Annotated in this window: 28 protein-coding genes; 10 read left to right on the top strand and 18 right to left on the bottom strand. The window is 70.9% G+C overall.

Annotated elements, in window-relative coordinates; genetic code table 11:
* Positions 1-48: 48 nt before the first annotated feature.
* The 3 genes from FCL41_RS09775 to FCL41_RS09785 all read right to left on the bottom strand — a co-directional run bounded on the left by FCL41_RS09775 (position 49) and on the right by FCL41_RS09785 (position 3654).
* Complete coding sequence (locus FCL41_RS09775) at positions 49-1743, bottom strand: ribonuclease J (RefSeq protein WP_137065850.1); 1695 nt, start codon at positions 1741-1743, stop codon at positions 49-51.
* Between the two features lie 8 nt (positions 1744-1751).
* Positions 1752-2648 (bottom strand): 4-hydroxy-tetrahydrodipicolinate synthase, encoded by an 897-nt coding sequence (gene dapA, locus FCL41_RS09780; protein WP_137065851.1) that lies wholly within the window; start codon positions 2646-2648, stop codon positions 1752-1754.
* A 79-nt stretch (positions 2649-2727) separates the two neighbouring features.
* Entirely contained in the window at positions 2728-3654 is a 927-nt protein-coding gene (locus FCL41_RS09785) for an LLM class F420-dependent oxidoreductase (protein WP_137065852.1), read from the bottom strand.
* A gap of 97 nt (positions 3655-3751) precedes the next feature.
* On the opposite strand from FCL41_RS09785, the gene FCL41_RS09790 reads away from it, so the two are divergent.
* On the top strand, positions 3752-5194 hold the full coding sequence (locus FCL41_RS09790) for a protein adenylyltransferase SelO (RefSeq protein WP_137065853.1): 1443 nt from the start codon (positions 3752-3754) through the stop codon (positions 5192-5194).
* A gap of 15 nt (positions 5195-5209) precedes the next feature.
* On the opposite strand, the gene FCL41_RS09795 is transcribed toward FCL41_RS09790, so the two are convergent.
* Genes FCL41_RS09795 through gcvT form a run of 8 tightly spaced genes read right to left on the bottom strand, consistent with a single transcriptional unit; the run spans position 5210 to position 10064 of the window.
* Complete coding sequence (locus tag FCL41_RS09795) at positions 5210-5611, bottom strand: NUDIX hydrolase (RefSeq protein ID WP_137065854.1); 402 nt, start codon at positions 5609-5611, stop codon at positions 5210-5212.
* A gap of 56 nt (positions 5612-5667) precedes the next feature.
* On the bottom strand, positions 5668-6027 hold the full coding sequence (locus tag FCL41_RS09800) for a GntR family transcriptional regulator (RefSeq protein ID WP_137065855.1): 360 nt from the start codon (positions 6025-6027) through the stop codon (positions 5668-5670).
* Entirely contained in the window at positions 6024-6524 is a 501-nt protein-coding gene (locus FCL41_RS09805) for a dihydrofolate reductase (protein WP_137065856.1), read from the bottom strand. Before FCL41_RS09805 ends, FCL41_RS09800 begins: the two co-directional genes overlap by 4 nt.
* On the bottom strand, positions 6521-7333 hold the full coding sequence (locus FCL41_RS09810; RefSeq protein ID WP_137065857.1) for a thymidylate synthase: 813 nt from the start codon (positions 7331-7333) through the stop codon (positions 6521-6523). The genes FCL41_RS09805 and FCL41_RS09810 overlap by 4 nt, the downstream gene beginning before the upstream one ends.
* 52 nt (positions 7334-7385) lie before the next feature.
* Complete coding sequence (locus tag FCL41_RS09815) at positions 7386-8207, bottom strand: PhzF family phenazine biosynthesis protein (RefSeq protein WP_137065858.1); 822 nt, start codon at positions 8205-8207, stop codon at positions 7386-7388.
* Between the two features lies 1 nt (position 8208).
* A complete protein-coding gene (locus tag FCL41_RS09820; RefSeq protein ID WP_137065859.1) occupies positions 8209-8697 on the bottom strand; it encodes a GNAT family N-acetyltransferase in 489 nt (162 codons plus the stop codon).
* Positions 8698-8702: 5 nt separating this feature from the next.
* Complete coding sequence (locus FCL41_RS09825; RefSeq protein WP_137065860.1) at positions 8703-8918, bottom strand: hypothetical protein; 216 nt, start codon at positions 8916-8918, stop codon at positions 8703-8705.
* A 3-nt stretch (positions 8919-8921) separates the two neighbouring features.
* Positions 8922-10064, bottom strand: coding sequence for a glycine cleavage system aminomethyltransferase GcvT (gene gcvT, locus FCL41_RS09830; RefSeq protein ID WP_137065861.1), 1143 nt, complete (start codon positions 10062-10064; stop codon positions 8922-8924).
* 85 nt (positions 10065-10149) lie between these two features.
* Between gcvT and FCL41_RS09835 the strand changes: the two genes are divergently transcribed.
* The gene (locus FCL41_RS09835) at positions 10150-11652 is read left to right on the top strand and encodes a leucyl aminopeptidase (protein WP_239021602.1); all 1503 of its coding nucleotides are present in this window, start codon (positions 10150-10152) and stop codon (positions 11650-11652) included.
* A gap of 62 nt (positions 11653-11714) precedes the next feature.
* Here FCL41_RS09835 and FCL41_RS09840 read toward each other — a convergent pair whose 3' ends face one another.
* A complete protein-coding gene (locus tag FCL41_RS09840; protein ID WP_239021603.1) occupies positions 11715-12080 on the bottom strand; it encodes a hypothetical protein in 366 nt (121 codons plus the stop codon).
* A 106-nt stretch (positions 12081-12186) separates the two neighbouring features.
* Here FCL41_RS09840 and FCL41_RS09845 point away from each other — a divergent pair, with 106 nt between their 5' ends.
* From FCL41_RS09845 to FCL41_RS09855, 3 genes are read left to right on the top strand one after another with little or no spacing between them, the layout of a single operon-like run.
* A complete protein-coding gene (locus tag FCL41_RS09845) occupies positions 12187-12510 on the top strand; it encodes a hypothetical protein (RefSeq protein ID WP_137065862.1) in 324 nt (107 codons plus the stop codon).
* Between the two features lie 36 nt (positions 12511-12546).
* Complete coding sequence (sucB, locus tag FCL41_RS09850) at positions 12547-14316, top strand: 2-oxoglutarate dehydrogenase, E2 component, dihydrolipoamide succinyltransferase (RefSeq protein WP_137065863.1); 1770 nt, start codon at positions 12547-12549, stop codon at positions 14314-14316.
* Positions 14317-14368: 52 nt separating this feature from the next.
* On the top strand, positions 14369-15259 hold the full coding sequence (locus tag FCL41_RS09855; protein ID WP_137065864.1) for a TIGR01777 family oxidoreductase: 891 nt from the start codon (positions 14369-14371) through the stop codon (positions 15257-15259).
* Between the two features lie 14 nt (positions 15260-15273).
* Here the strand turns inward: FCL41_RS09855 and FCL41_RS09860 are convergent, their stop codons facing one another.
* Positions 15274-15789 (bottom strand): hypothetical protein, encoded by a 516-nt coding sequence (locus tag FCL41_RS09860; RefSeq protein ID WP_137065865.1) that lies wholly within the window; start codon positions 15787-15789, stop codon positions 15274-15276.
* A gap of 65 nt (positions 15790-15854) precedes the next feature.
* Here FCL41_RS09860 and lipB point away from each other — a divergent pair, with 65 nt between their 5' ends.
* From lipB to FCL41_RS09875, 3 genes are all read left to right on the top strand, one after another.
* A complete protein-coding gene (gene lipB, locus FCL41_RS09865; RefSeq protein ID WP_137065866.1) occupies positions 15855-16583 on the top strand; it encodes a lipoyl(octanoyl) transferase LipB in 729 nt (242 codons plus the stop codon).
* A gap of 85 nt (positions 16584-16668) precedes the next feature.
* The gene (lipA, locus tag FCL41_RS09870) at positions 16669-17607 is read left to right on the top strand and encodes a lipoyl synthase (protein WP_170970250.1); all 939 of its coding nucleotides are present in this window, start codon (positions 16669-16671) and stop codon (positions 17605-17607) included.
* A gap of 57 nt (positions 17608-17664) precedes the next feature.
* On the top strand, positions 17665-18372 hold the full coding sequence (locus FCL41_RS09875) for a DUF4191 domain-containing protein (RefSeq protein ID WP_137065867.1): 708 nt from the start codon (positions 17665-17667) through the stop codon (positions 18370-18372).
* A 67-nt stretch (positions 18373-18439) separates the two neighbouring features.
* Here the strand turns inward: FCL41_RS09875 and FCL41_RS09880 are convergent, their stop codons facing one another.
* On the bottom strand, positions 18440-19342 hold the full coding sequence (locus tag FCL41_RS09880) for an SCO4651 family lipoprotein (protein ID WP_137065868.1): 903 nt from the start codon (positions 19340-19342) through the stop codon (positions 18440-18442).
* Between the two features lie 39 nt (positions 19343-19381).
* Complete coding sequence (locus tag FCL41_RS09885; protein WP_137065869.1) at positions 19382-19771, bottom strand: RDD family protein; 390 nt, start codon at positions 19769-19771, stop codon at positions 19382-19384.
* A gap of 187 nt (positions 19772-19958) precedes the next feature.
* Here FCL41_RS09885 and glnA point away from each other — a divergent pair, with 187 nt between their 5' ends.
* Positions 19959-21377 (top strand): type I glutamate--ammonia ligase, encoded by a 1419-nt coding sequence (gene glnA, locus FCL41_RS09890; protein ID WP_137065870.1) that lies wholly within the window; start codon positions 19959-19961, stop codon positions 21375-21377.
* Between the two features lie 79 nt (positions 21378-21456).
* Here the strand turns inward: glnA and FCL41_RS09895 are convergent, their stop codons facing one another.
* The 3 genes from FCL41_RS09895 to FCL41_RS09905 form a co-directional block, all read right to left on the bottom strand.
* Positions 21457-21687 (bottom strand): (4Fe-4S)-binding protein, encoded by a 231-nt coding sequence (locus FCL41_RS09895; protein ID WP_137065871.1) that lies wholly within the window; start codon positions 21685-21687, stop codon positions 21457-21459.
* Positions 21688-21689: 2 nt separating this feature from the next.
* Positions 21690-22007, bottom strand: a complete 318-nt coding sequence (locus tag FCL41_RS09900) for a GNAT family N-acetyltransferase (RefSeq protein ID WP_137065872.1) — start codon at positions 22005-22007, stop codon at positions 21690-21692.
* Positions 22008-22107: 100 nt separating this feature from the next.
* Entirely contained in the window at positions 22108-25179 is a 3072-nt protein-coding gene (locus FCL41_RS09905) for an ATP-binding protein (RefSeq protein WP_338088618.1), read from the bottom strand.
* Here FCL41_RS09905 and FCL41_RS09910 point away from each other — a divergent pair.
* Entirely contained in the window at positions 25090-25968 is an 879-nt protein-coding gene (locus FCL41_RS09910) for an ABC transporter ATP-binding protein (RefSeq protein WP_137065874.1), read from the top strand. The two genes, FCL41_RS09905 and FCL41_RS09910, sit on opposite strands and share 90 nt — an antisense overlap.
* Positions 25969-25990 lie beyond the last annotated feature (22 nt).

Here is a 25990-nt window from a genome sequence, read left to right on the forward strand (position 1 = left end):
CCGGCCCCGGACACCTGGGTGTCCGGGGCCGGCGTTCGTGCAGGCGGCTCAGGCCTCGATGACGACGGGCACGATCATGGGACGGCGGCGGTGGGCCTTGTTGACCCAGCGGCCGACCACACGGCGTACGACCTGCTGCAGCTGGTAGGTGTCGTCGACGCCCTCGGACATGGCGGTCTCGATCGCCCGGACGATCTGGGGCTTCACGGAGTCGAACGTCGAGTCGTCCTCGGCGAAGCCGCGGGCGTGCATCTCCGGGCCGCTGGAGACCTTGCCGGTCACCGAGTCGACCACCGTGATGATCGAGATGAAGCCCTCCTCGGCGAGGATGCGCCGGTCCTTGAGGGAGCTCTCGGTCAGGTCACCGCCGATCGTGGTGCCGTCGACGAAGACGTATCCGCAGTCGACCTTGCCGACGATGCGGGCGCGACCGTCCTCGAGGTCGACGACGACGCCGTCCTCCGCGATCACGATGTGGTCGTCGGGCACGCCGGTGTCGCGGGCCAGGTCGGCGTTGGCCAGCATGTGGCGGATCTCGCCGTGCACCGGCATCACGTTGCGCGGCTTGACGATGTTGTAGCAGTAGAGCAGCTCACCGGCGCTCGCGTGCCCGGAGACGTGCACCAGGGCGTTGCCCTTGTGGACCACGTTGGCGCCGAGCTTCGAGAGTCCGTTGATGACCCGGTAGATCGCGTTCTCGTTGCCCGGGATCATCGACGAGGCGAGGATGACGGTGTCGCCCTCCTCGAGATGCACGAACGAGTGGCTGCGCTGGGCAATGCGGCTCAGCGCGGAGAGCGGCTCACCCTGCGAACCGGTCGAGATCAGGACCTGGCGCTCGGGCGGGAGCTTGGCCAGCTCCTTGGCGTCGACCAGGACGTCCGGCGGGACCGTGAGGTAGCCGAGGTCCTTGGCGATCTGCATGTTGCGGACCATCGAGCGACCGACGTAGGCGACCTTGCGGTTGTGGGCCACGGCCGCGTCGAGCGCCTGCTGGACCCGGTGCACGTGCGAGGCGAAGCAGGCCACGATGATGCGCTGCTTGGACTTGTAGAACGCCCGGTCCAGGACCGGACCGATGTTCTTCTCGTGCGTGGTGAAGCCCGGGACCTCGGCGTTGGTGGAGTCGGTGAGGAAGAGGTCCACGCCCTCCTCGCCCAGGCGGGCGAAGGCGCGCAGGTCGGTGATCCGGCCGTCCAGCGGCAGCTGGTCCATCTTGAAGTCGCCGGTGTGCAGGACCATGCCGGCGCCGGTGCGGATGGCCACGGCCAGCGCGTCCGGGATGGAGTGGTTGACGGCGACGAACTCGAGGTCGAAGGGGCCGAAGGCGATGCGCTCGCCCTCGCGCACCACGTGGTGCACGGTCTCCTTGAGCCGGTGCTCGCGCAGCTTCGCGCCGAGCAGCGCCAGCGTCAGCTCGGAGCCGACCAGTGGGATGTCCTGGCGCTCACGCAGGAGGTAGGGCGTGGCCCCGATGTGGTCCTCGTGGCCGTGGGTGAGGACCAGCGCCTCGACGTCGTCGAGGCGGTCCCGGATGGCGTCGAAGTCCGGCAGGATCAGGTCGACGCCGGGGTGGTGCTCCTCGGGGAAGAGCACGCCGCAGTCGACGATGAGCAGGCGCCCGTCGTACTCGAAGACGGTCATGTTGCGGCCGACCTCGCCGAGGCCGCCGAGGGCGATGACGCGCAGGGCTCCCTTGGCGAGTGGCGGGGCAGCGTCGAGTTCAGGGTGGGGATGCGACATGCAGTTCCTCAGATCAGGCCTGCGGCGGTGAGTCCTTCGCGCAGGGCTTCGTATTCGTCGTCGTCCAGCGCCACGAGCGGGCCCCGGACGTTGCGGTTGTCGAGGACGCCTGCGAGCTGCAGGGCGCCCTTCGCGGTGGTGGCGCCGTAGTTGGCAACGCCCATGACGGCGTCGAAGGCCGGCGTCAGGCCTCGGAAGATGTCGAGGGCGCCGGCGTGGTCGCCGTCCAGGAAGGTGTCGATCATGGTCGCCAGCTGGCGCCCGGCGACGTGGCCGGCGACCGAGACGAGTCCGCACCCGCCGTGGGCCAGGAAGCTCAGCGTGGCGACGTCGTCGCCGGAGTAGACGGCGTAGCCCATGTCGGAGAGACGGGAGGCGCGGACCATGTCGCCGGCGGCGTCCTTGACGGAGATGACCTTGTCGGACTCGAAGGCCCGCTCGTAGGTCTCCATCGAGATGGTGATGCCGGTGCGCCCCGGCACGTCGTAGAGCATGACGGGCAGGTCGGTGGCGTCGGTGACGGTGGTGAAGTGGTGGAGCACGCCACGCTGCGACGGCTTGTTGTAGTACGGCGCGACCAGCAGGATGCCGTCGACACCGATCTTCGCGGCGTTGCGCGCGAGCTCGACCGAGTGCTGCGTGGCGTTGGTGCCCACGCCCGCGATCACGGTGGCACGGTCGCCGACCGCGTCCTTCACCGCGCGCAGGATCTCCGCGTCCTCCTCCACCGTCGTGGTCGGCGACTCGCCGGTGGTGCCGGAGACCACGACGCCCTCGTTGCCGTGCTCGACGAGGTGGGCGGCGATCTTCGCCGTCCCGTCGAGATCCACCGAGCCGTCGTCCTTGAACGCGGTGGCCATGGCGGTCAGCAGACGTCCGAAGGGGGCAATCGGTGCGGAGCTCATGGGTGCAAGGTTATCCCGGCGCGGACGCGAGTCCGCGACAGGTGAACGCGTGTGGGCAGGTCGACCCCCGGGGCCGGGCTCACCGCACCTGCGGCATGACGCGTTCGGCGACCAGGGCGAGGTGGTCCAGGTCGGCGAGGTCGAGCACCTGGAGGTAGAGGCGCTCGCTGCCGAGGGCGGCGAAGCGCTCGATCTTCGCGACGACCTCGTCGGGGGTTCCGGCCAGGCCGTTGACCCGCAGCTCGTCGACCTCACGACCGATCGAGGCCGCTCGACGGGCGAGCTCCGCCTCGTCCTCGCCGACGCAGAGGACCAGGGCGTTGGACCAGGTCATCGTCGAGGGGTCGCGGTCGATCGCCTCGCAGGCACGGGCGACCCGGTCGAACTGCTCCTTGGTCTCCTCCTCGTCGACGAAGGGGAGGTTGAACTCGTCGGCGAAGCGCGCGGCCAGTGCCGGCGTACGGCGCTTGCCGCGGCCGCCGATCAGCACGGGCGGCTTCGCCTGGGTCGGCTTGGGCAGGGCCGGCGAGTCGGTGAGCGTGTAGTGCTCCCCCGCGAACGAGTAGCTCGCACCGGTCGACGTGCCCCACAGGCCCGTGACGATCTCGAGCTGCTCGGCGTAGCGGTCGAACCGCTCACGGGTGTCGGGGAACGGGATGCCGTACGCCGTGTGCTCGGCCTCGAACCAGCCGGCTCCGAGCCCCAGCTCGACGCGCCCACCGCTCATCTGGTCGACCTGCGCGACCTGGATGGCCAGCACGCCGGGGTGCCGGAAGGTCGCCGAGGTCATCAGCGTCCCGAGCCGGATGGTGCTGGTGTCACGTGCGAGTCCGGCCAGCGTGGTCCAGGCGTCGGTCGGACCGGGGAGCCCGTCGCCGCCCATGGTCAGGTAGTGGTCGGAGCGGAAGAACGCCCCGAATCCGAGCCGTTCGGCCTCCTGGGCGACCACCCGGAGGTCGTCGTAGGTGGCGCCCTGCTGGGGTTCGGTGAAGATGCGCAGTTCCATGGCTCTCACCTTGCCACGCCGAGCCGGGAGGGGCCACGCCGGCCTGAGCACAGCCACGGCCGTTGGCACTCTCAGGCCTCCCGCCTAGGCTTGGACGGTGACGCTCTCCCTCCAGCACCACTTCGTCGACGCCCTCCCCGAGCTGGCGACGCCCACGCAGGCACATCCCTTCGCCGAGCCGCGCCTCGCCGTGCTCAACGAGCCCCTCGCGGCCGAGCTCGGGCTCGACGTCGACTGGCTGCGTACGCCCGAGGGCACCCGCTTCCTCGTCGGGCAGGGGCTTCCCGACGACGCGCGCCCCGTGGCGCAGGCCTACGCCGGGCACCAGTTCGGCGGCTACTCGCCCCGTCTGGGTGACGGCCGCGCCCTGCTGCTCGGAGAGATCGAGACCCCCGAGGGGCTGCGCGACCTCGCCCTCAAGGGGTCGGGCCCGACCACGTACGCCCGCGGGGGCGACGGCTTCGCCGCCCTCGGGCCGATGCTGCGCGAGTTCCTCGTCAGCGAGTCGATGCACGCGATGGGGATCCCCACCACCCGCTCCCTGGCCGTGGTGACCACGGGCGAGTCGGTGCTGCGCGAGGAGGGCGCGCTGCCGGGCGCCGTGCTCGTGCGCGTGGCCGCCAGCCACCTGCGCGTCGGCACCTTCCAGTACGCCCGTGCGAGCAACCAGATGCGGGTGCTCGTCAAGCTCGCCCGCTACGCCCTCGAGCGCCACCACCCCGAGGACCTGCAGGCCGACAACCCGCCCCTGGCGCTCTTCGACCACGTCGTGGCCGACCAGGCCCGCCTGGTGGCCCAGTGGCTCACCGTCGGCTTCGTGCACGGGGTGATGAACACCGACAACGTGTCGATCGCCGGCGAGACCATCGACTACGGTCCCTGCGCCTTCCTGGACGCCTACAGCCCCGGCGCCGTCTTCAGCTCCATCGACACCGGCGGGCGCTACGCCTACGGCAACCAGCCGACGGTGACCCAGTGGAACCTCGCCCGCTTCGCCGAGGCGCTGCTGCCCATCATCACCGACGAGGAGGCGGAGGCGGTCGAGGCCGCGACCGCCGTGCTCAACACCTTCCCAGCCCGCTTCAACGACGCCTGGATGGCGACGATGGCCGCCAAGCTGGGTCTCGCCCCGGAGACCGAAGGGCTCGTCGACCTCGTCACCGAGCTCCACGGCTACCTGGAGGCCAGCGGCGTCGACTTCACGACGTTCTTCCGCGACCTCGCATCGGCGGCCCGCGGCGACCGCGAGCCTGTTCGTGGCGCCACCCTCGAGCTGGAGCGCCTCGACGCATGGCTGGAGAAGTGGCTGGCCCACTCCCCCGACGCCTCAGCCATGGACCGGGTCAACCCCGTGCACATCCCGCGCAACCACCTCGTCGAGGAGGCCCTGACTGCCGCGTCGGCGGGCGACCTCGCACCGTTCGAGGCCCTGCTCGCGGCCGTACGCCAGCCCTACGACCCGATCCCGGGCGAGGAGCGCTTCACCCAGCCGGCGCCGGCGGAGTTCGCGGCCACCTTCCAGACGTTCTGCGGGACCTGAGTCGAGCGGGACGGCTCAGCCGTCCACTCGGTGGCGCTCGCGCAGCAACGGCATCACGTTGAACTCGAGCATCGGGGCGAGGTCGTCGTAGGTGCCGTCGAGGGCGGTCCAGCGCAGCTCGGCGATCTCGCCAGCCAGCACGGGATCCCCCGGCAGCTCAGCGGCGTAGACGGTGGAGTGCAGCTGGTGCCCGGGCTCGTTGGCCGCCTCGGAGGTGAACTCACCGAGGAGCTCGAGGTCGGTGATCGCCAGCGAGACCTCCTCGGCGGTCTCCCGCACTGCGCAGTCGAGGGCGCTCTCGCCGGGCTCCGGCTTGCCGCCGACGAGCATGAAGCGACTGGTGCCCTGCTTGCGGACGGTGAGGACGGCGCCGTCGCGCACGAGCGCGACGGCCGAGACGACGATCTGGGGAGCCACGGCTCCAGTCTGCCGGGTCGGTTCAGGCCTCGGCCCAGCGGCCGTCAGCCCAGCGGTCAGCCCAGCGCCCGGCGTACGTGCTCCAGCACCTCGGCGTCGGTGAGCCCGAGGTGGCGCGCCTGGGCGACGTACGCCGCGGCCGCCGCTCGCGCCGCCTGCTCCGTGCCGTACCCCAGGACCACGGTCCCCGCCCGTCCGCGGGTGGCGACGACACCCGCCGCCTCGAGCTCCTTGTAGGCCCTGGCGACCGTGTTGACCGCGAGCCCCAGGGCGGCTGCGAGCGTGCGCACGGGCGGGAGCTTGTCGCCGGGGACGAGCGCACCCGTGACCACGGCACCGGCCACCTGGCGGCGCACCTGCTCGAAGGGCGGGTCGGCAGCCAGCGGGTCGATGACGACCTCGAAGGGCAACGTCATCGCCGCGTCCACCACACCCAGGACAACGGCGGGTCGAGGTCGGGACGGGAGATGCGCCGCACCTCGGTCCACTCGGCGGGGTCGAACTCCGGGTAGAAGGCGTCGCCGGAGACGTCGATGTCGACCTCGGTGAGGATCTGCTGGTCGGCGACGGGCAGCGCGGCCTCGTAGACCTGGGCGCCGCCGGCCACGAAGACCTCGTCGTCGCCCGCCAGGTCGAGGGCCTCCTCCAGCGAGTGGGCCACCGTGACGCCCTCGTCGCGCCAGTCGCGGTCCCGGGTCATCACGATGGTCCGGCGCCCGGGGAGCGGGCGCCCGATCGACTCGTGCGTGACCCGGCCCATCACCAGCGTGTGGCCCAGCGTCGTGGCCTTGAAGTGCCCGAAGTCCTCGCGGCTGTGCCACGGGATGTCCGGGCCGTCGCCGATCACGCGACCGTGCGCGTACGCAGCGATCAGGGTGACGTGCGGGGTCGCCGCGTCCGACGAGCCGGTCATACGGCGATCGGCGCCTTGATCAGCGGGTGCGGGTCGTAGCCCACGACGTCGATGTCCTCGAGGTCGAACGCGTCGATCTCGGTGACGGCCGGGTTGAGCTGGAGCGCAGGCAGGGCCCGCGGCTCACGGGTGAGCTGCAGACGGGCCTGCTCGACGTGGTTGGAGTAGAGGTGGGCGTCGCCGAAGGTGTGCACGAAGTCCCCCACCCGCAGACCGGTCACCTGGGCGACCATGTGGGTGAGCAACGCGTAGGAGGCGATGTTGAAGGGCACCCCGAGGAAGACGTCGGCGGAGCGCTGGTAGAGCTGGCAGGACAGCTTGGCGGGGCCACCGTCGTCGGCCGGCTGCACGTAGAACTGGAAGAGCGTGTGGCAGGGCGGGAGCGCCATGTCGTCGACGTCGGCCACGTTCCACGCCGAGACGATGTGGCGCCGCGAGTCGGGGTTGGTGCGGATGCCCTCGATGAGCTTGGCGACCTGGTCGACGTGTCGTCCGTCAGGGGTGGGCCAGGAGCGCCACTGGTAGCCGTAGACCGGCCCGAGGTCACCGTTCTCGTCGGCCCACTCGTCCCAGATCGAGATGCCACGCTCCTGGAGCCACTTCACGTTGGTGTCACCGCGCAGGAACCACAGCAGCTCACCGAAGACGCTGCGCGTGTGCACCTTCTTCGTCGTCACCAGCGGGAAGCCCTCGGAGAGGTCGAACCGCATCTGGTGCCCGAAGATCGACCGCGTGCCGGTGCCGGTGCGGTCCGACTTGTCCGTGCCCTCGTCGAGGATGCGTTGCAGCAGGTCGAGGTAGGCGCGCATGCGCGTCACCCTATCGGCTGACGCACGTCCGGGGCTGCTCCCGGGCGCCTTCTCAGTCGGCGAACGCGACGGTGCCGCGCACCGACGTGCGGGTGGCGCCACCGACCCAGTACTCACCGTCGCGGCGCTCGACGTGGACCCGTCCGGTGCGCCCGAGCACGGTGCCCTGACGGGCGACGTACGTCTGCGGCAGCACCCCGGCCCCCACGAGCCACTGGGCCAAGCCGGCGTTGAGGGAGCCGGTGACCGGGTCCTCGGTCGTCCCGAAGAGGGCGCGCACCTCCACCGCACACTCCCCACCCGGGGCGTGGAGTCCGGCGAGCCCGACCGCGAGCCCCTCCAGGGCTGCCACGTCGGGACGCACCCCGAGCACGGCGTCGGCGTCGCGCATCAGCACCCCGATCCAGCCGGGGCCGTTGTCGATCCACTGCAGGTCCTCGACCTCGCGGGCGCCCACCCGGAGGGCGGTCAGTACGCGCTCCTTGACGTCCGCCTCGACCTCGCCGCTGCGCAGGAGCGGCGGCGCGGCGAACGCCAGCACGTCGCGGCGACGTACGGTCACCAGCCCGACGCCGCACTCCTGCATCACGTCGTCACCCGAGGGCACTCCCCCGGCCTCGAGCCAGGCGTGCGCGGAGCCGAGCGTGGGGTGGCCGGCGAAGGGCAGCTCGCCCTCGATCGTGAAGATCCGGAGGCGGTAGTCGGCGCCCGGGGCGCGCGGGGCGAGCAGGAAGGTGGTCTCGCTCAGGTTGGTCCACCGGGCGAACGCGGCCATCTGCGCGTCGTCGAGGTCGTCGGCCCCGTGCACGACCGCGACCGGGTTGCCGCCCCACGGGTCGGGCGAGAAGACGTCGACCTGCGAGAAGGAGTGCACGTCAACCGCCGAGGGTCTGCAGGGCGTCACCGTCGACGCGGTAGGTCGTCCACTCGTCCTGGGCGACGGCGCCGAGCGACTCGTAGAAGGCGATCGAGGGGGCGTTCCAGTCCAGGACCCACCACTCCAGGCGCGAGAACCCGCGCTCCACGCAGACCTGGGCGAGCCGTTGGAGCAGCGCCTTGCCCAGACCGGTGCCGCGGTGCTCAGGCAGGACGAAGAGGTCCTCGAGCCAGATGCCGTTCTTGCCGGTCCACGTGGAGAAGCTGAGGAACCAGACGGCGAGGCCGACGACCTCACCACCGACCTCGGCCACGTGGCAGTACGTCGTGGGCGACGGGTCGTCGAAGAGCACCCGGCGGAAGTCGTCCTCCGTCGCCTCGACGGCATCCGGCTCGCGCTCGTAGTCGGCGAGGGCGTGCACCAGGGACAGGATGGCGGGAAGGTCCGCCTCGACGGCAGGGCGGACCCGCGGGTCAGACGTGGTCATCGGGCTCAGGCGTGCAGGGACATCGGTCCGTAGACCTTGCGGTCTCCCTCGAAGAGCGTGACCGAGTCGACGCCCTCGGCAGCCAGGTCGGCGAAGACCTCCCCAACCCACGCCTCGGCCTCCGCCTGGTCGACGAAGGTGCTCCCGGCGAAGTCGGCCGACACCTCCACCGGTGTGCCGGAGGCGTCCTCGAACGTCCAGTACCACGCGTTGTCAGCCATGCTTCAGCCCTCCCGGACAGACGTGTCGACGAACGGCGGCTTGACCACCGTGAAGATCTCGCGGCGCCCTCGGACGTCGACGCCGACCTCGGCGCCGACCTCGATCGACGTGGGCAGCAGCGCCAGGCCGATGCCCTTGCGCAGGGTCGGGCTGAAGGTCCCCGAGGTCACGTCACCCAGCGGCACGTGCTCGGTGAGGGTCACCGACATGCCGGGGCGCGGGATGCCGCGTCCCGTGGCGAGCAGGCCGCGCAGCACGCGGGGAGCGCCCTCCGCCTTCTGCTCCGTGAGGACGTTCTTGCCCCAGAACCTCTCCTTCGACCAGCCGACCGCCCACCCGATGCCGCCCTCGAGCGGCGTCGTCTCGATCGTGATGTCCTGCCCGTGGAGCGGGTAGCCCATCTCGGTGCGCAGGGTGTCGCGCGCGCCCAGTCCACAGGGCACCAAGCCGTGCTCGACGCCCGCCTCGAGCAGGGCGTCCCACAGGGCCAGCGCCTGGTCGTTGCGCACGATCAGCTCGTAGCCGCGCTCCCCGGTGTAACCGGTGCGGCACACGACGACCAAGGCGTCCGCGGGCTCAGCCGCGATGCCGGCGTCAGCACCCCACTCCGCCTCGACGAACGACATGTAGCCGTGGCCCGCCGGGAGGCCGACGGCGGCGAGCACCTCGTCGGACTTCGGCCCCTGGACAGCCAGGACCGCGTAGTCGTCGTGGTGGTCAGTGAGCTTGACGCCCTCGGGCAGCTCGGCGGAGAGACGGCGTACGACCTCGGCCGTGTTGGCCGCGTTGGGCACGAGCAGCACGTGCTCGTCGTCGCTGAAGTAGGCGATCAGGTCGTCGACGATGCCGCCGGTGACGTCGTCGCAGCAGAGCGTGTACTGCGCCTGGCCGGGCTGGATGCGTGCCAGGTCATTGCTCAGGGTGGCGTTGACGAAGTCGGCTGCTCCCGGTCCGCTGAGGAGGACCTTGCCCAAGTGGGAGACGTCGAAGACCCCGACGGCCTCGCGCACGGCCGTGTGCTCCTTGACGATCCCGGTGGGGTACTCCAGGGGCATCGACCAGCCGCCGAACTCCGAGAACTTCGCACCGAGGGCCACGTGGCGCTCGTGCAGCGGGGACTGCTTCAGACCGTCGTCGCTGGACATGGGCCGACCCTAACGCAGCGGATCCGCGCGGCACTCGCCACCGCGCTGCGGTGAGTCGCGCCGCGAGCGTGGCTATTGTGTCGGGGTGACGACGACGTACACCCTGCGCACCGCCAGCCCCGCCAAGACCCGCACCGACGCCGTGGTGGTGGGCGTCCTCTCCTCCCCTCAGGGCGCCACGCTCGCCCCGGGCGCCGAGGACGTGGCGACCGAGTACGGACGCAAGCTGCGCCCGCTGCTGGAGGCCATGGGAGTCAGCGGCAAGGCCGGCGAGGTCGTCAAGGTGCCGTCCGCCGGCACCATCACCGCCCCGCTGCTCGTCCTGGTCGGGCTCGGCGCCGAGGTCACCCCGGTGGCCGTACGCCGCGCCGCCGGAGTGGCGGCCCGCAACATCCCCAACGCCAGCTCCGTCGCCCTGGCGCTGCCCGCCACCGACGAGCAGCTCGTGGTCGCGTCGCTGACCGGGTTCGTGCTCGGCGGCTACACGTTCACCACCTACAAGAAGTCCACCAAGGACACCCGCCCCAGCGAGGTCGGGGTGCTCTCACCGATCGCCCGCACCGACGCCGCGAAGGCCGCCTTCGAGGCCGCCCAGGTCGTGGCCGACGCCGTGCTGACGACCCGTGACTGGGTCAACGAGCCCCCCGGCGAGCTCACCCCCGAGCGTTTCGTGCAGGCGGCGACCGCTTCGCACGCTGCCGCCACCAAGGGCCGGGGCGCCCCGAAGGTCACCCTCGAGGTCTTCGACGAGGAGAAGCTCGCCGAGATGGAGTGTGGCGGCATCCTGGGCGTCGGCGCGGCGTCCGCCGCTCCCCCGCGCCTGGTCAAGCTCACCTACGCCCCCGAGGGCGCGACGACCCACCTGGCCCTGGTCGGCAAGGGCATCACCTTCGACTCGGGTGGCCTCACCATCAAGCCGGCCGGGTCGATGGGCACGATGAAGTCCGACATGGCCGGAGCGGCAGCCGTCGTGCAGGCGCTCCTGGCCATCGCCCGCCTGGGGCTCGGCGTGAAGGTGACAGCGTGGGCGCCGTTGGCCGAGAACATGGTTTCGGGCTCCGCGACGCGCCCCGGCGACGTGCTGACCATCCGTGGCGGCACCACCGTCGAGGTCCTCAACACCGACGCGGAGGGTCGGCTGGTGCTCGCCGACGCGCTCGTGCTCGCCGTGGAGGAGGAGCCGGACGTGCTGCTCGACGTCGCGACCCTCACCGGGCACATGATGCTCGCCCTGGGCGACAAGGTCACCGGCGTGCTCGGTGACGACGAGACGGTCGCCACCGTCGTGGCCGCCGGTGAGCGCGCCGGCGAGGCGCACTGGCCGATGCCGATCCCCGAGGAGATGGACGAGCGCATCCGCAGCAGCAAGGTCGCCGACCTCGCCCAGCACGACTGGGTGCGCTGGGGCGGCGGCCTGTACGCGGCAGCCTTCCTGCGGGAGTTCACCGGCGACGTGCCGTGGGCCCACCTCGACATCGCCGGCCCGTCGTTCAACTCGGGCGGACCGTTCGGCGACTGGACCTCCGGCGGCACCGGCGTCTCGGTGCAGACCCTGGTCGAGTTCGCCCGGACGCTCGCCGAGGGCTGACCCACCTGGCCCCTGGCCCGAGCGATCGAGCCTGCGGCCCGGGCGATGCCCCGGGCCCTGGCTCAGACCTCGCCGGCCTTGCGGCGCCGGTTCCACTCCCGCATCCGCTGCGGCACGCCCACGACCGCGGCGTCGTACGAGGGGACGCGGTGGTGGTTGCAGAAGTCGTGGGCCCACTTCACCGACGGCACGCGTCGTCGCGTCCACTCCCCGTCGTGGGCCACGAGCAGCAGGGTCACGTCGTTGACGGCCGTACGCGGCTCGACGAACCCCTCGACCCCACGGCGTGCCACGACCCACTCGTTGAGGTGCCTGACGTCGGCGCTGGAGGCGGAGCGGACCGTCGTGGACCCCGTGCGTGCGGCGTCACCCCCGGGCCGACGCATGCGTGCGGAGCTGCCGCCGCGGAACCGATCGAACAAACCCATGGGAGACAGTGTGACGGGTGGGTGGCCACCAGGTGCTGCATAGTCCGGATCGAAGTGAGAAGATGAGCGGAGAATTCACGATCGACCTAGCGAGGGATTGACCACAGTGGTCGCCGAACACGACGTCCTGGTTCTCCGGACCAGATCCGACGGTGGTCCCTGTCGTGACGCCATCGGCGGCGTCGACCTCCTCCCGCGTCGTGACCACCGGGCGGAACGCGCCAGCGTCCGCTTCCACTCGATCTCCTCGTCCCGCGGCCAGCACACGGTCGCCCGACGGGCGGGCGTGCCGATCGGCGTCGCCCAGCAGCTCCATCTCTGGGAGACCCGCAGCCGGGACCTCGTTCCTGCCGTGCAGACTCCCGTCGACAGCACGTCGCCCCACCAGGCACACCTGGTGTCCGTGGGCGACCCGCACACCCTCTCCTGACCCCGACCCACACCCTCACGAGACGACAGGACACCCATGGCCTCCGAAGTCACCCTCCCCGCACTCGGCGAATCCGTCACCGAAGGAACCGTCACCCGCTGGCTGAAGCAGGTCGGTGACACCGTCGCCGTCGACGAGCCCCTGCTCGAGGTGTCCACCGACAAGGTCGACACCGAGATCCCCTCGCCGATCGCCGGCACCCTGCTCGAGATCCGGGCCAACGAGGACGACACCGTGGAGGTCGGGGCTGTCCTCGCCGTCATCGGCGAGGAGGGCGAGGGTGGTGCGTCCGCCGAGGCTCCCGCTGAGGAGGCTCCCGCTCAGGAGGCTCCCGCCGCTGAGGCCCCCGCCGAGGAGGCCCCCGCCGAGGAGGCCCCCGCCGAGGAGGCCCCCGCCGCCGAGGCACCCGCCGCCGAGGCACCCGCCGCCGACGCCGGCGACGCCACCTCCGTGACGCTTCCCGCCCTGGGCGAGTCGGTCACCGAGGGGACCGTCACCCGCTGGCTGAAGCAGGTCGGTGACACCGTCGCCGTCGACGAGCCCCTGCTCGAGGTCTCCACCGACAAGGTCGACACCGAGATCCCCTCGCCCGTCGCCGGCACCCTGCTCGAGATCAAGGTCGCCGAGGACGAGACCGTCGAGGTCGGCGCCGAGCTGGCGCTGGTCGGCTCCGGCTCGCCCGCTGCTGCCCCCGCCGAGCCGGCCAAGCCCGCTGCTCCCGCCCAGCCTGCGGCTGAGGAGAAGCCCGCCCCCGCCGAGGAGAAGCCGGCCGCACCTGCTGCCGAGGAGAAGCCTGCGGCTCCGGCCAAGGCCGAGGAGAAGCCCGCGGCTCCGGCCCAGGCCGCTGCTCCCGCCGAGGCCAAGCCCTCGCGTGAGGACGACCAGAGCGCCTACGTGACCCCGCTGGTGCGCAAGCTCGCCGCCGACAACGGCGTCGACCTCACCACCCTCACCGGCACCGGTGTGGGCGGGCGCATCCGCAAGCAGGACGTGCTCGACGCCGCTGCTGCGGCGAAGGCACCGGCTGCTCCCGCGGCCGAAGCTGCTCCGGCTGCTTCCGCTCCTTCAGCGCCCAGCGCCCCGGCCGTGTCGCCGCTGCGCGGACGTACCGAGCCGCTCACCCGCCTGCGCAAGGTGATTGCCCAGCGCATGGTCGAGTCGCTGCAGACCGCGGCCCAGCTCACCACCGTGGTGGAGGTCGACGTCACCGACATCGCCCGCCAGCGCGACGCGATCAAGGCCGACTTCCTCGCCCGCGAGGGCGTGAAGCTCTCGTTCATGCCGTTCTTCGCCAAGGCTGCGATCGACTCGCTCAAGGCGCACCCGGTGCTCAACGCCCAGATCGACATCGACAAGGGCGAGGTGACCTACTTCGACAAGGAGAACCTGGCGATCGCCGTCGACTCCGAGAAGGGCCTGCTCACGCCGGTCATCAAGGACGCGGGCGACCTCTCCGTCGCTGGCCTGGCACGCAAGATCGCCGACGTCGCCGACCGCACCCGCAACAACAAGATCGGTCCCGACGAGCTCTCCGGCGGCACCTTCACGCTGACCAACACCGGCAGCCGTGGCGCCCTCTTCGACACCCCGATCCTCAACCAGCCGCAGGTGGCCATCCTCGGCACCGGCTCGGTCGTGAAGCGCCCGGTCGTCATCACCGACCCGAAGCTCGGCGAGACCATCGCCGTGCGCCAGATGGTCTACCTCGCGCTGACCTACGACCACCGCCTGGTCGACGGTGCCGACGCGGCTCGCTTCCTGAGCGACGTCAAGCAGCGCCTCGAGGCGGGTCAGTTCGACATCTGATCCACCCACGACGCATGGGGCCGGCCGACCAGTCACCTGACAGGCTGGCCCCATGCGCATCGTGATCGCCGGGTCCTCCGGCTTCCTGGGCACTCACCTCCTCCGCCTGCTGCGCGGGCACGGACATCAGGTGAGTGCCCTCGTGCGTCGTGCCCCCGGACGTGACGAGATCCGGTGGGACCCCTACGACGGCCGGCTGGACCCGAGCGTCCTCCAGGGCGTGCACGTGGTGGTCAACCTCGCCGGCGCCCCCACGATGGGCAATCCCCACTCCTCCTCGTGGGCCCGCGCGCTGCGCGAGAGCCGCGTCACCACCACCTCGGTGCTGGCCGAGGCGATCAGCCGGTGCGAGCGCCCGCCCGCCTTCCTGGCCGGCAACGGCATCTCCTGGTACGGCGACCACGGCGACTCCCCGGTCACCGAGCAGTCCGAGAGCCTCGGCGACGCACTCCTGACCCGCGTGACGCGTGAGTGGCAGGAGGCCACGGCTCCGGCCGTCGAGGCCGGTGCACGCGTCTGCATCCTGCGGACCGCGCCGGTGCTCGACCGCGAGGCAGCGCCGCTGAGCGTCCTGGCTCCGCTGTTCAAGGTCGGTCTCGGCGCAGGCCTCGGCTCGGGTCAGCAGTACTTCCCCGTGATCTCGCTGCGGGACTGGACCGCCGCCACCGCCTTCCTCGCGGAGTCGCGCGACCTGGCGGGCGCCTTCAACCTCTGCGCCCCCCAGACACCGACCAACGCCGAGTTCACCGCTGAGCTGGCTACCGCCGTGGGCCGACGGGCCCGCCTGCGCGTGCCAGACTTCGCGCTGAAGCCGGCGGCAGGCGCCATGGCCCCCGAGGTGCTGGGGTCGATCCGCGCCGTCCCCGCCGCCCTCGAGACCGCGGGCTTCGACTTCTCCGACCCGACCGTGGCCGAGGTCCTTGCCGCAGGACTGCACCGCTGAGCCACGCGGGGGCCTCACGTCTCGCCCCGACCCGCGCGGTGGACGACCCTGGCCACACGCCACTCCCCCTCGCCCCACCGGAGCGTGACGCGGCGCAGCGAGGGCGCATCACGAGGCAGCACCCGGCGTACGTCGTCGCCGACGACCGTGCCGGCGTGCACCCGGTCGGTGACGTCGAGCACGAGTCGGTCGAACCCCACGTGCACCTCGCGCACCTCGAGGAGCTGGGTGGTCAGGCCCTCCACGACCAGTCCTCGCTCGACGTACGCCTGGAGCATCGCCACGTCCCGGCGCCCGACCGGTGACCCCGTGACGTAGAGGGCGCGCAGGCCCGGTACGTCACCGGTCTGCCAAGCACGTGCGCGGGCCTCGTCCCAGGCCCGCAGCACCTCCACCGGCTCCTGGGCCTTCTCCTGCTCGGGAGCCGAGGGTGGAGCACCCCGCGACCCCGACAACCAGATCACGACGCTCCCGACGACGCACAGGACTGCCGCCACGAGCCCCGTCAGTGCCGTACGCGTGAGTGACATGGCCCCACCCTGCCGGGATCGGGGCGTGGACGCCGGCCGTCATCCACAGGGTTACATTGACTCCCATGACGCTGGAGTTCCGAGATGCCGGATTCGGCGAGGCGGCCGTGCCCTACCTCGAAGCCTGGGACCTGCAGCGCGAGGTGCACGCCGGCGTCGTGGCGGGATCGCAGCCCCCGACCGTCCTGCTCCTCGAGCACCCCCCGGTCTTCACGGCCGGCAAGCGCACCGACGCCCACGAGCGCCCCGCCGACCCGGGCGGCGCCGACGTGATCGACGTCGACCGCGGCGGCAAGATCACCTTCCACGGCCCGGGTCAGCTCGTCGGCTACCCGATCGTGACGCTGCCCGACCACGTCAAGGTCGTCGACTACGTCCGCCGGGTCGAGGAGGCGTTGATCCACGTCTGCGCCGACCTCGGCGTGCGCACGGCGCGGGTCCCCGGACGCAGCGGAGTGTGGTTGCAGGCCGACGCTCGAGGGCCGGAGCGCAAGATCGCCGCGATCGGGATCCGTGTCAGCCGCGGCGTGACCATGCACGGCTTCTCCTTGAACTGCGACGTCGACATGTCCTGGTACGGCCGGTTCGTCCCGTGCGGCATCGCCGACGCGGGCGTCACCTCCCTCAGCAAGGAGCTCGGGCGTGACGTGCCCGTCGCCGAGGTGCTGCCGCTGGTGCGCCGGCACGTGGGCGACTACCTGGCCTGGCAGCCCTACGAGGCGACCCCCGACTACGAGCCGCGCCCCGAGCCCGGGCGTACGCCGCGCATCGAGCTCGTCACTCCCGGCAGCTGAGTGCCCGGCGGGTCCGGCGCGCCGGGGCATCCACCCCGGCGTCCCGTGATTGGGCCGGGTCGACGTCCGGCGTAAACTTCGTCACGTGACGTCTCCCCTGCCTGATGGCCGCAAGCTCCTCCGCCTCGAGGTCCGCAACGCCGAGACCCCGATCGAGCGGAAGCCGGAGTGGATCAAGACGCGCGCGAGGATGGGGCCGGAGTACACCGCGCTCCAGGGTCTGGTGAAGGCCGAGGGCCTGCACACCGTGTGCCAGGAGGCGGGCTGCCCCAACATCTTCGAGTGCTGGGAGGACCGCGAGGCCACGTTCCTCATCGGCGGTGACCAGTGCACGCGCCGCTGCGACTTCTGCCAGATCGACACCGGCAAGCCCACCGCCCTGGACCGCGACGAGCCCCGCCGCGTGGCCGAGTCGGTGCAGAAGATGGAGCTGCGGTACGCGACCATCACCGGCGTCGCTCGCGACGACCTGCCGGACGGCGGCGCCTGGCTGTACGCAGAGACGGTCCGCGCCATCCACGAGCTGAACCCGGGCACCGGCGTCGAGAACCTCATCCCCGACTTCAACGGCAAGCCCGAGCTGCTCCAGGAGGTCTTCGAGTCGCGACCCGAGGTCCTCGCCCACAACGTGGAGACCGTGCCCCGCATCTTCAAGCGGATCCGACCGGCCTTCCGCTACGAACGGTCCCTCGACGTCATCACCCAGGCCCGTGACTTCGGCCTGGTGACGAAGTCGAACCTCATCCTCGGCATGGGCGAGACCCGCGAGGAGGTGACGCAGGCCCTGCACGACCTGCACGACGCCGGTTGTGAGCTGGTCACCATCACCCAGTACCTGCGCCCGTCGGTGCGACACCACCCCGTCGAGCGCTGGGTCAAGCCGGAGGAGTTCGTCGAGCTCCAGGCAGAGGCCGAGGAGATCGGCTTCTCCGGCGTGCTGTCCGGTCCGCTCGTGCGCTCGTCCTACCGCGCAGGGCGCCTGTACCGTCAGGCCATGGACGCCCGGGCGTCCACGACTGCCTGAGCGGTCACCCTTCGATCCACCACCCGGCCCCGGCCGTCGAATCAGCAAAGGCACCACATGTCTACCCCCGTCACCACCGACCTCAGCCGTCGCCAGCAGCTGGTGCGTTCGTACCGGATGGCGAAGCAGTCCGACCCCCGTCTGGGCCTGTGGGTCCTCGGCGCTGGACTCCTCGGCGCCCTGGTCGGCTTCTTCGGCGTCGCCGCCCTTCCCGGTGACGGACCCCTGACGTGGGTCCTCGCCGCGGTCACCGGCCTGCTCCTGGGTCTGCTGCTGGCGATGGTCGTCTTCGGCCGCCGCGCCCAGAAGGCCGCGTACGCCCAGATGGACGGCCAGGTCGGCGCCGCCGCCGCCGCACTGGGCATGCTGCGAGGCAAGTGGAAGGTCGACCCCGCCATCGGCTTCACCAAGCAGCAGGACGTCGTGCACCGCGTGGTCGGGCCCCCCGGCATCGTCCTGGTCGGTGAAGGGTCCAGCCCGGCCCGCCTGCGGGTCCTGATGACCAACGAGCGCCGCAAGCACGAGCGCGTCCTGGCCGACACCCCGATCCACGAGGTCGTCTGCGGCAAGGAGGAGGGTCAGGTCCCCCTCGACAAGCTGCTGCGCCACGTGCAGAAGCTCGGCCGCCAGGTGAAGCCGGCCGAGATGACCGACATCCTCAACCGCCTGCGGGCCCTGGACGCCAACCGCTCCAACATCCCGATGCCCAAGGGCCCGGTGCCGACGAGCATGAAGGGCATGCGCGGCCAGATGCGCGGTCGCTGAGCGACACCCCAACGTACGACGAGAGCCCGGGCCATCTGGCCCGGGCTCTCGTCCTTTGTCCGGGTGCTCAGCCCTGCTCGGGCGAGTCCGGCATGTCGGGACGCTCGATGACGTCGTCGGCCGGCGGGGCGCTGATGCTGACCGGGTCGCCCCAGTCCTCGTACGTGACGGAGGTGCTGCCGAGCTTGCCGATCGTCATGTCGATCGTGCGCACCCGTCCGTCGGCGTCGAACCAGACGTCGTAGTCGATGCTCTTGGGGTACTGCGACAGGACGGCCTTGTTGAGGTTCATCTTCGACGGGTCGAGCTGGAGCGCGTAGTGCTGGAGCGCGTCACCGTCGACCTCCTCCTCACCGACGTACTTCACGCTCGTAGCGGCCTGGGCGAACATGTCGACCGTCTTCGAGGGATCCAGCGCGCTGAGGTCCAGGCCTGCGCCGGCCACGTCGGACGCAGGGATCTTGATGAACTTGTCGCCACTCATCCCGGTCTTCAGGTAGAGCGCACCGTCGACGAGGCGCAGGTCGCCCTTCTGGCCCGAGGGCATGGCTCCACCCACCATCGTGAGAGCGAGCTCCGGCTCCTCACCGGTGAAGTCGATGTCGCCGGAGAACGTGGTCGTGGAGTCCTTGGCCTTGCTGGTCATCTCGACCTCGGCGGTCGTGGCCCTCTCGAAGGCCGCAGCGAGCAGCTTGCCGAACTGCTTCGCCGTGATGTCGTCGCCGGGCTTCGCTCCGGCGACGACGGGGCTGCCGGGCGACGACGCGTCCGAGGAGTCACCGTCAGGCCCCGTCGACTCACCGGGAGTGGCACTGTCCTTGGCGTCGGGCGCGGCAGAGCTGTCGACCGACGAGGAGTCCTCGCCAGCGCCAGACTTCGCGTCGTCGTCGCCACCGCAGGCGGCGAGGCTGAGCGCGAGCGGGAGGGCGAGGGCTGCACCGGCGCGGCGCAGGGTCGTGGTTCGGCGCACGGGAGGAGCCTTTCGCAAGGGAGAACCGTCCCTGCGAGCCTACTCGGAGGGCGAAGCCAGGTCCTCGAGTCGCACCACTGCAGAGCCGACGGCGAGGTCGTGCAGGCCGCGTCCGTCAGGACGGAAGACCAGCGGAGGGATGACGAGGGCGATGAGCACCTGGCGCAGCAGGGCCTGCAGGAGGCCGATGGGGCGCGGCGTGCCGTCGAACCGGACCACCCGCAGGCGGGTGACCAGCTGGCCGAACGAGCCTCCGGCCAGCGCGATCCCGAAGGCGGACTCGAGGACGAAGACGCCCAGCGTGTAGAGACCTGACGACGGGTTGTCCAACCATCCCTGCCAGCCGAGGAAGAGCATCACCACGCCGATGCTCGCGAACCAGTCGACGACGAGGGCGAGGATGCGGCGGGTCCAGGAAGCGGTCTGCACCGGTCAAGGCTACCGAGGGCGGGCGTACGCGCCGTAGACCGGGCACGTGTGACGTCGCTGAAACAATCGGGATACGGTCAAGAAACTGCCCCTGCATAGGTTGCGGGGCACCTCGGTGCACCGTCGCACCGAGCGCCACTCCCCAGATCTGGCGGTCACCACCCGAGTGGATGGCCTAGGAGGATGAATGTTCGCGAATAGCGATGAGCTGCTCAAGTACATCAAGGACGAGGGCGTCGAGATGGTTGACGTCCGCTTCTGCGACCTTCCCGGCATCATGCAGCACTTCACGGTGCCGGCGTCGTCGTTCGACGAGTCCGTCTTCAAGGACGGGCTGGGCTTCGACGGGTCGTCGATCCGTGGCTTCCAGGCCATCAACGAGTCCGACATGAACCTGTTCCCGGACCCGACGACGGCCTTCATCGACCCGTTCCGGGCAGCCAAGACCCTGGTCGTGAACATGTTCATCCACGACCCGATCACCGGTGAGCAGTACAGCCGCGACCCGCGCAACATCGCGAAGAAGGCGCTGGCCTACCTCGCCTCCACCGGCATCGCCGACACCGCGTACTTCGCCCCCGAGGCCGAGTTCTACATCTTCGACCAGGTCCGCTACTCGACCGGCGTCAACGAGTCGTACTACCACATCGACTCCGTCGAGGGCTGGTGGAACTCTGGCAAGGAGGGCGACAACCTCGGCTACAAGACCCGCCTCAAGGGTGGGTACTTCCCGGTCGCGCCCTACGACCACTACACCGACCTGCGCGACACCATGGTGAAGAACCTCGAGGCCTCCGGCCTGCAGGTCGAGCGCGCCCACCACGAGGTCGGCACCGCCGGCCAGGCGGAGATCAACTATCGCTTCGACACGCTGCTCAAGGCCGCGGACGACGTGATGAAGTTCAAGTACATCATCAAGAACACCGCGTGGGAGGCCGGCAAGTCGGTCACCTTCATGCCGAAGCCGATCTTCGGCGACAACGGCTCGGGCATGCACGTGCACCAGTCGCTGTGGAACGGCAACGAGCCGCTCTTCTACGACGAGACCGGCTACGGCGGCCTCTCGGAGATGGCCCGCCACTACATCGGCGGCATCCTCAAGCACGCCCCGTCGCTGCTGGCCTTCACCAACCCGACGGTGAACTCGTTCCACCGTCTGGTGCCGGGCTTCGAGGCCCCGATCTCGCTGGTCTACTCGTCGCGCAACCGCTCGGCGTCGATCCGCATCCCGCTGACGGGCACGAACCCGAAGGCGAAGCGCGTCGAGACCCGCTTCCCGGACCCGTCCGCGAACCCCTACCTCGCGTTCTCCGCCCTGATGCTCGCCGGCATCGACGGCATCAAGAACAAGATCGAGCCGGCCGACCCGATCGACAAGGACATCTACGAGCTGCCGCCGGACGAGATGGCCGAGATCGACCAGGTGCCGACCTCGCTCGGTGCCGTCCTCGACGCCCTCGAGGACGACCACGACTACCTGACGGTGGGCAACGTCTTCACGCCCGACCTGATCGAGACGTGGGTCGACTACAAGCGCACCCAGGAGATCGCGCCCGTGCAGCTGCGCCCGCACCCGCACGAGTTCGAGCTCTACTACGACATCTGAGCCTCACCACAGCAACGGGCCCTTGACCTGCGTCTCCGCAGGTCAAGGGCCTGTTGCGTTGAGCGCACCCACCACCACGTCACCCGCCCACGTGCTCCACCAGGCGCAGCGCGCCGGTCGGGCAGCGCGCGATCACCTCCGAGAGGGTGCGGACGGTCCCCGCGCTGTCAGCCCGTCCGGGGTCGATCCAGGGTCGTGCGCTGGGGTCGAACACGAGGGGCATCCCGCGTACACACTCGGCGGCGTGCCGACACACGTCCCGGTCGAAGGAGACATCGACCAACGGGCCGGTGTAGGTCCTGCGCGCCACGGTCAACGACCTCCTGCGGTCGGCGTCGCGTTGTGGAGCAGCTCGCGGTACTCAGGGTGACCACGGAGCCAGCGGATGATGAAGGGGCACGTGACGAGCGCCTTGAGGCCCCGCTGACGTACGTCGTCGAGCGCCGCGCGAGCCAGGCTGTTCGCGACTCCGCGGCCCTCGAAGGTCGGGTCGACCTCGGTGTGGGTCAGGACGATCAGCTCGTGAGTCTCCTGGTAGTCGACGAAGCCAGCGACCGTGCTCTCCCCGTCGAAGGTGGCCTCGTAGCGGTTGCGGTCGGGGTTCCTGGTGACCTTGATGTCGTGGGCCATGGCGGTGGTTCCTCCTGGTCTCGATGCTCTCTGCGGATGGCTCCATGCTCGTGCCGCCGGCCGCTCGTTCGCGTCAGGGAGAACTGCCTAGGTCTGTCGGTCAGGAGAGCGGCAGCTCCCTGAGCTGCCGACGTGAGGTGATCTCGAGCTTGCGAAAGATGTTGCGCAAGTGGGCCTCGATCGTGCGCGGGCTCAGGAACAGTTGGGCGGCCACCTCGCGGGAGGTGGCTCCGGAGGCCACCAGCCGGGCGACGTGACGTTCCTGAGCTGTGAGTTCGTCGACCGGCTGGGCGGTCCGAGCGCGTGGGTGCTCGCCCGTGGCGCGGAGCTCACGAGCCGCGCGGGCCGCGAACGCTCCCGCACCCATGTCGCCGAGGAGCTGGTGGGCCGTGCGGAGTTGGTCTCGGGCATCGCGGCGCCGACCTTCGCGGCGCAGCCACTCCCCGTAGACGAGGTGGGTGCGGGCGAGAAGGCCGCCCATCCGGCTGCGGCCCAGCTGTGCGATCGCCTCCGAGAAATGCTCGTCCGCCGCGGCTCCGGCGCTGACCAGTCCGTCTGAACGCGCCGCGATCCCGAGAGCCCAGGGTGAGCCGCTGGCCCTGGCCCGGGAGCAGACCTGAGCGGCCGCCTCCGCGGCACGCTCCATCTGGCCTGCGCGGGCGGCGGCTTCAATGAGTTCGACGTGTGCCAGGTTGCTGAGCGACACTTCGGGCGACTCACACGCCCGCGCCGCTGCCTCGTGAGCGGCTGCGTAGTTGCCGAGTCCGTTGTGGAGCACGGCCAGGGAGTACTGCGCGAGAGACTCCTCCGTACCTCCGTCCGGATGGGCTGCATCCTGCGCAATGACGTCCCTGAGCTCAGTGGTCTTCGTCTGGTCCCCTCGCCAGGCGCTGAGGATGAGGTGGGCGTGCTCCACCTGCACCCCGCCGGTGGCCTGGGTCAACGCCGACGCCTCGGTGGCGAGCCCTCCGGCCTCGTCCAGCTCGCCGGTCAGCACGAGTGTGAGGCTCAGGAAGCGCAACGCGTCGGGCAGCTTCGCCAGCGCACCAGCGTCGCGAGCCACATGGACGTTGTGGGTGGCCAGGATGTGGAGCAGCTCGTCGTCGAAGGCGGCCAGCGCGTTGCGGCAGGCCAGTCGCAGCCATCGCTCGCCGGCCTCGGCTTGCTCAGGGTCCGTGAGTGCGTCGCGGAACGCACTCAGGGCATGTCGCAGTTCGGGGGTCCCCTCCGCGGACCCGCACGTCAGGGTCGTCACGAGCCCGTCCAGCAGAAGGTCCGAGGGCTGCGGAGGCCCCGGGGGTGCGGGGGCGAGTCGTGCCGCCTCCGCGACCTCGAGCAGTCCCCGGTCGGAGCCGCCGCTCACCAGCGCCGCGTCCAGGGCGTTCAGGTATGTCTCGCGCGACAGACGCGGGTCGAGGCTCGACAGGCTCTGGGCTGCCTCCACCAGCAGACCCGGCACCTCGCCGCCCCGGGTGGTGTGGAAGGCCACCTGCGCCCTCAACAGGGTGACGCGGGCTGCCTGCAGCGCGTCGAGGGGCCCGGCCTCTGCGACATCCAGCAGTGCCAGGGCACTCTCGGGGGCACCTGCGTCGTACTTGAGGTGGGCAGCCGCCAGCGCCCGTCTCGTCCTGACGGAGGGCTCGGGGGTCAGTTCGGCAGCACGTTGCAGGAACGCGGCCGCAGCCGCCACGCCGCCCCGGACCCGGGCCCGGTCAGCCGAGCGTTCCAGTTCAGCAGCGGTCTCCTCGTCGGTTCCCAGGACGGCTTGCGCCCGGTGCCACGCTCGTCGATCCGGGTCGTGGAGGGAGTCGGTGGCCGACGCCAGGGCACCGTGGGCGCGACGACGGTCCGGGGCGGTGCCCGCCTGGTAGATCGCCGACCGGACCAACGGGTGTCGGAAGCGCACCCGCGTGCCCATCTCGACGAGTCCGCTGGCCTCAGCCGGTGCCGCCGCCTCACGCGGAATGCCGAGGCGGGAGGCCGCGCGCCACAGCACGCCGGAGTCGCCGGTGGGTTCGGCCGCGGCAACGAGCAGCAACAACCGGGTCTCGATCGGGAGGCTTGCGCTGCGGCGGCGGAAGCCTTCCTCGATCCGGCGGGGCACGCTGAGCTCGTCCGGCCTCCCGAACCCTCCGGCCAGGCGTGCCGGCGATGCTCCCCGTGGCAGCTCGAGCAGGGCCAAGGGGTTGCCGCGCGCCTCGGCGGCGATGCGCGCGCGCACCGCGTCGTCCAGAGGCGTGGCGACAACCCTGTCGAGGAGCGTCTCGGACTCGACGTCGCTGAGTCCTTCGAGGCGCAGCTCCGGCAGCCCGGTGAAGGCATGGTCGTCGCCCGGGCCGGAGTCACGAAGCGCGAAGAGGAGAGCCATCCGCTCCGCCGACACCCGTCGCGCCACGAAGGCCAGCACCTGTGCCGACGCCTCGTCCAACCATTGCGCGTCGTCGACGACGCACAGCAGCGGTGCTTCTTCCCCCACCTCGGCCAACAGGTTGAGGGTGGCCAGTCCCACGAGGAAGCGGTCGGGGGCGGGCCCGGAGTGGCGGCCGAACGCCACGCCCAGGGCCGTCTGCTGCGGCTCGGGCAGGGCGCCGAGTCGTCCGAGCAATGGACCGCACAGCTGGTGCAGTCCAGCGAAGGCGAACTGCCGCTCGGCCTCCACCCCCGTCGAGGAAGCCAGCACGAAACCCGAGGAGGACGCAGTCGCGCCCGCGTGGTCCATCAGCAGAGTCTTGCCGATGCCGGCCTCACCGCGCACCACGAGAACCCCGCTGTGTCCGGAGCGTGCCCGCGCGACCAACTCATCGATGGCCGCCCGCTCGGCGACCCGACCCACGAGGTCCATGGCGACCCCCCTGTCTGGAGCGGAGAGGAACGGTGAGTGTCGCCCATGCGCAGCGGCTCCGCAAGCGCCCCAGCCGCCGCGCCGGGACACAACGGTAGGTACATCGGTGAAAGTCACCGACGCGGGGACGACGGCGGTCGGGCGAGGCTGATGGCACGGCGACGGACCGACGACCTGTCCGTCGTCCGGCCTTTCGACCCGGGACGGGCGGAGGCATCCCCTGCCACGAGAGGAACACCCATGACCACCTCCCTTGTCATCGACGTCGAGGACCTGAGAGTCACCTACGGCGACTTCACGGCCGTGCGCGACCTGTCCTTCCAGGTGCACCGCGGGGAGCTCTACGCGCTGCTCGGGACGAACGGGGCAGGCAAGACCTCCACGCTGGAGGTAGTGGAGGGCCACCGGCCTCCCGCCTCCGGCTCGGTACGGATCTTCGGCTCGAGCCCTCAGGACCGCAACGCAGTTCGCCCGCGGATGGGCATCATGCTGCAGGAGAGCGGCTTCTCCCCCGACCTCACGGTGCGGGAATCGGTGGGCCTGGTCGGGGCGCTCAGCGGACGGCGAGACGACATCGGCAGGGTCCTCGCCGTCGCCGGACTGACTCAGAAAGCGTCCACCCGGGTCGCCCAGCTCTCCGGCGGAGAGAAGCGCCGCCTCGACTTCGCCACTGCCGTCTACGGCGGCCCAGACCTGGTGATCCTCGACGAGCCGACCACCGGTCTGGACATCCAGTCCCGCGACTCGCTGTGGGCGGCCGTGGACCGGCTGCGCGACACCGGTACCACGGTCGTGCTCACCACGCACTACCTGGAGGAGGCGCAGCAGCGCGCCGACCGGATCGGGCTCATGCACGAAGGCACGCTGCGGCAGGAAGGCACTGTCGCAGAGCTCACCCGGACACTGCCCGCGGTGATCACCTTCTCGCTCCCGCCCGGTGCTCCCGAGCCGCCGATCATCGGCGCGCTCAATGGAGGCTTCCACGTCGAAACCTTCAGCCTGCAGCACGACCTCCACCGCTTGCTGGGTTGGGCACACGACTCGGGGGTGCCGCTGCTGGACCTCACGGCGGGCCCGACGCGCATCGACGACGTCTTCCGCGCCCTCGACAGCAACTGACGCGACCCACCCGCACCCCACC

This window comes from Nocardioides jishulii (assembly GCF_006007965.1).
GTDB classification, from domain to species: Bacteria; Actinomycetota; Actinomycetes; order Propionibacteriales; family Nocardioidaceae; genus Nocardioides; species Nocardioides jishulii.

Bases quoted from the DNA above. Each gene is read 5' to 3' on its own strand.
- FCL41_RS09775 (WP_137065850.1), bottom strand. From the start codon at position 1,743: ATGTCGCATCCCCACCCTGAACTCGACGCTGCCCCGCCACTCGCCAAG.
- dapA (WP_137065851.1), bottom strand. From the start codon at position 2,648: ATGAGCTCCGCACCGATTGCCCCCTTCGGACGTCTGCTGACCGCCATG.
- FCL41_RS09785 (WP_137065852.1), bottom strand. From the start codon at position 3,654: ATGGAACTGCGCATCTTCACCGAACCCCAGCAGGGCGCCACCTACGAC.
- FCL41_RS09800 (WP_137065855.1), bottom strand. From the start codon at position 6,027: ATGACGTTGCCCTTCGAGGTCGTCATCGACCCGCTGGCTGCCGACCCG.
- FCL41_RS09805 (WP_137065856.1), bottom strand. From the start codon at position 6,524: ATGACCGGCTCGTCGGACGCGGCGACCCCGCACGTCACCCTGATCGCT.
- FCL41_RS09810 (WP_137065857.1), bottom strand. From the start codon at position 7,333: ATGCGCGCCTACCTCGACCTGCTGCAACGCATCCTCGACGAGGGCACG.
- FCL41_RS09820 (WP_137065859.1), bottom strand. From the start codon at position 8,697: ATGACCACGTCTGACCCGCGGGTCCGCCCTGCCGTCGAGGCGGACCTT.
- FCL41_RS09825 (WP_137065860.1), bottom strand. From the start codon at position 8,918: ATGGCTGACAACGCGTGGTACTGGACGTTCGAGGACGCCTCCGGCACA.
- gcvT (WP_137065861.1), bottom strand. From the start codon at position 10,064: ATGTCCAGCGACGACGGTCTGAAGCAGTCCCCGCTGCACGAGCGCCAC.
- FCL41_RS09840 (WP_239021603.1), bottom strand. From the start codon at position 12,080: ATGGGTTTGTTCGATCGGTTCCGCGGCGGCAGCTCCGCACGCATGCGT.
- sucB (WP_137065863.1), top strand. From the start codon at position 12,547: ATGGCCTCCGAAGTCACCCTCCCCGCACTCGGCGAATCCGTCACCGAA.
- FCL41_RS09855 (WP_137065864.1), top strand. From the start codon at position 14,369: ATGCGCATCGTGATCGCCGGGTCCTCCGGCTTCCTGGGCACTCACCTC.
- FCL41_RS09860 (WP_137065865.1), bottom strand. From the start codon at position 15,789: ATGTCACTCACGCGTACGGCACTGACGGGGCTCGTGGCGGCAGTCCTG.
- lipB (WP_137065866.1), top strand. From the start codon at position 15,855: ATGACGCTGGAGTTCCGAGATGCCGGATTCGGCGAGGCGGCCGTGCCC.
- FCL41_RS09875 (WP_137065867.1), top strand. From the start codon at position 17,665: ATGTCTACCCCCGTCACCACCGACCTCAGCCGTCGCCAGCAGCTGGTG.
- glnA (WP_137065870.1), top strand. From the start codon at position 19,959: ATGTTCGCGAATAGCGATGAGCTGCTCAAGTACATCAAGGACGAGGGC.
- FCL41_RS09900 (WP_137065872.1), bottom strand. From the start codon at position 22,007: ATGGCCCACGACATCAAGGTCACCAGGAACCCCGACCGCAACCGCTAC.
- FCL41_RS09910 (WP_137065874.1), top strand. From the start codon at position 25,090: ATGACCACCTCCCTTGTCATCGACGTCGAGGACCTGAGAGTCACCTAC.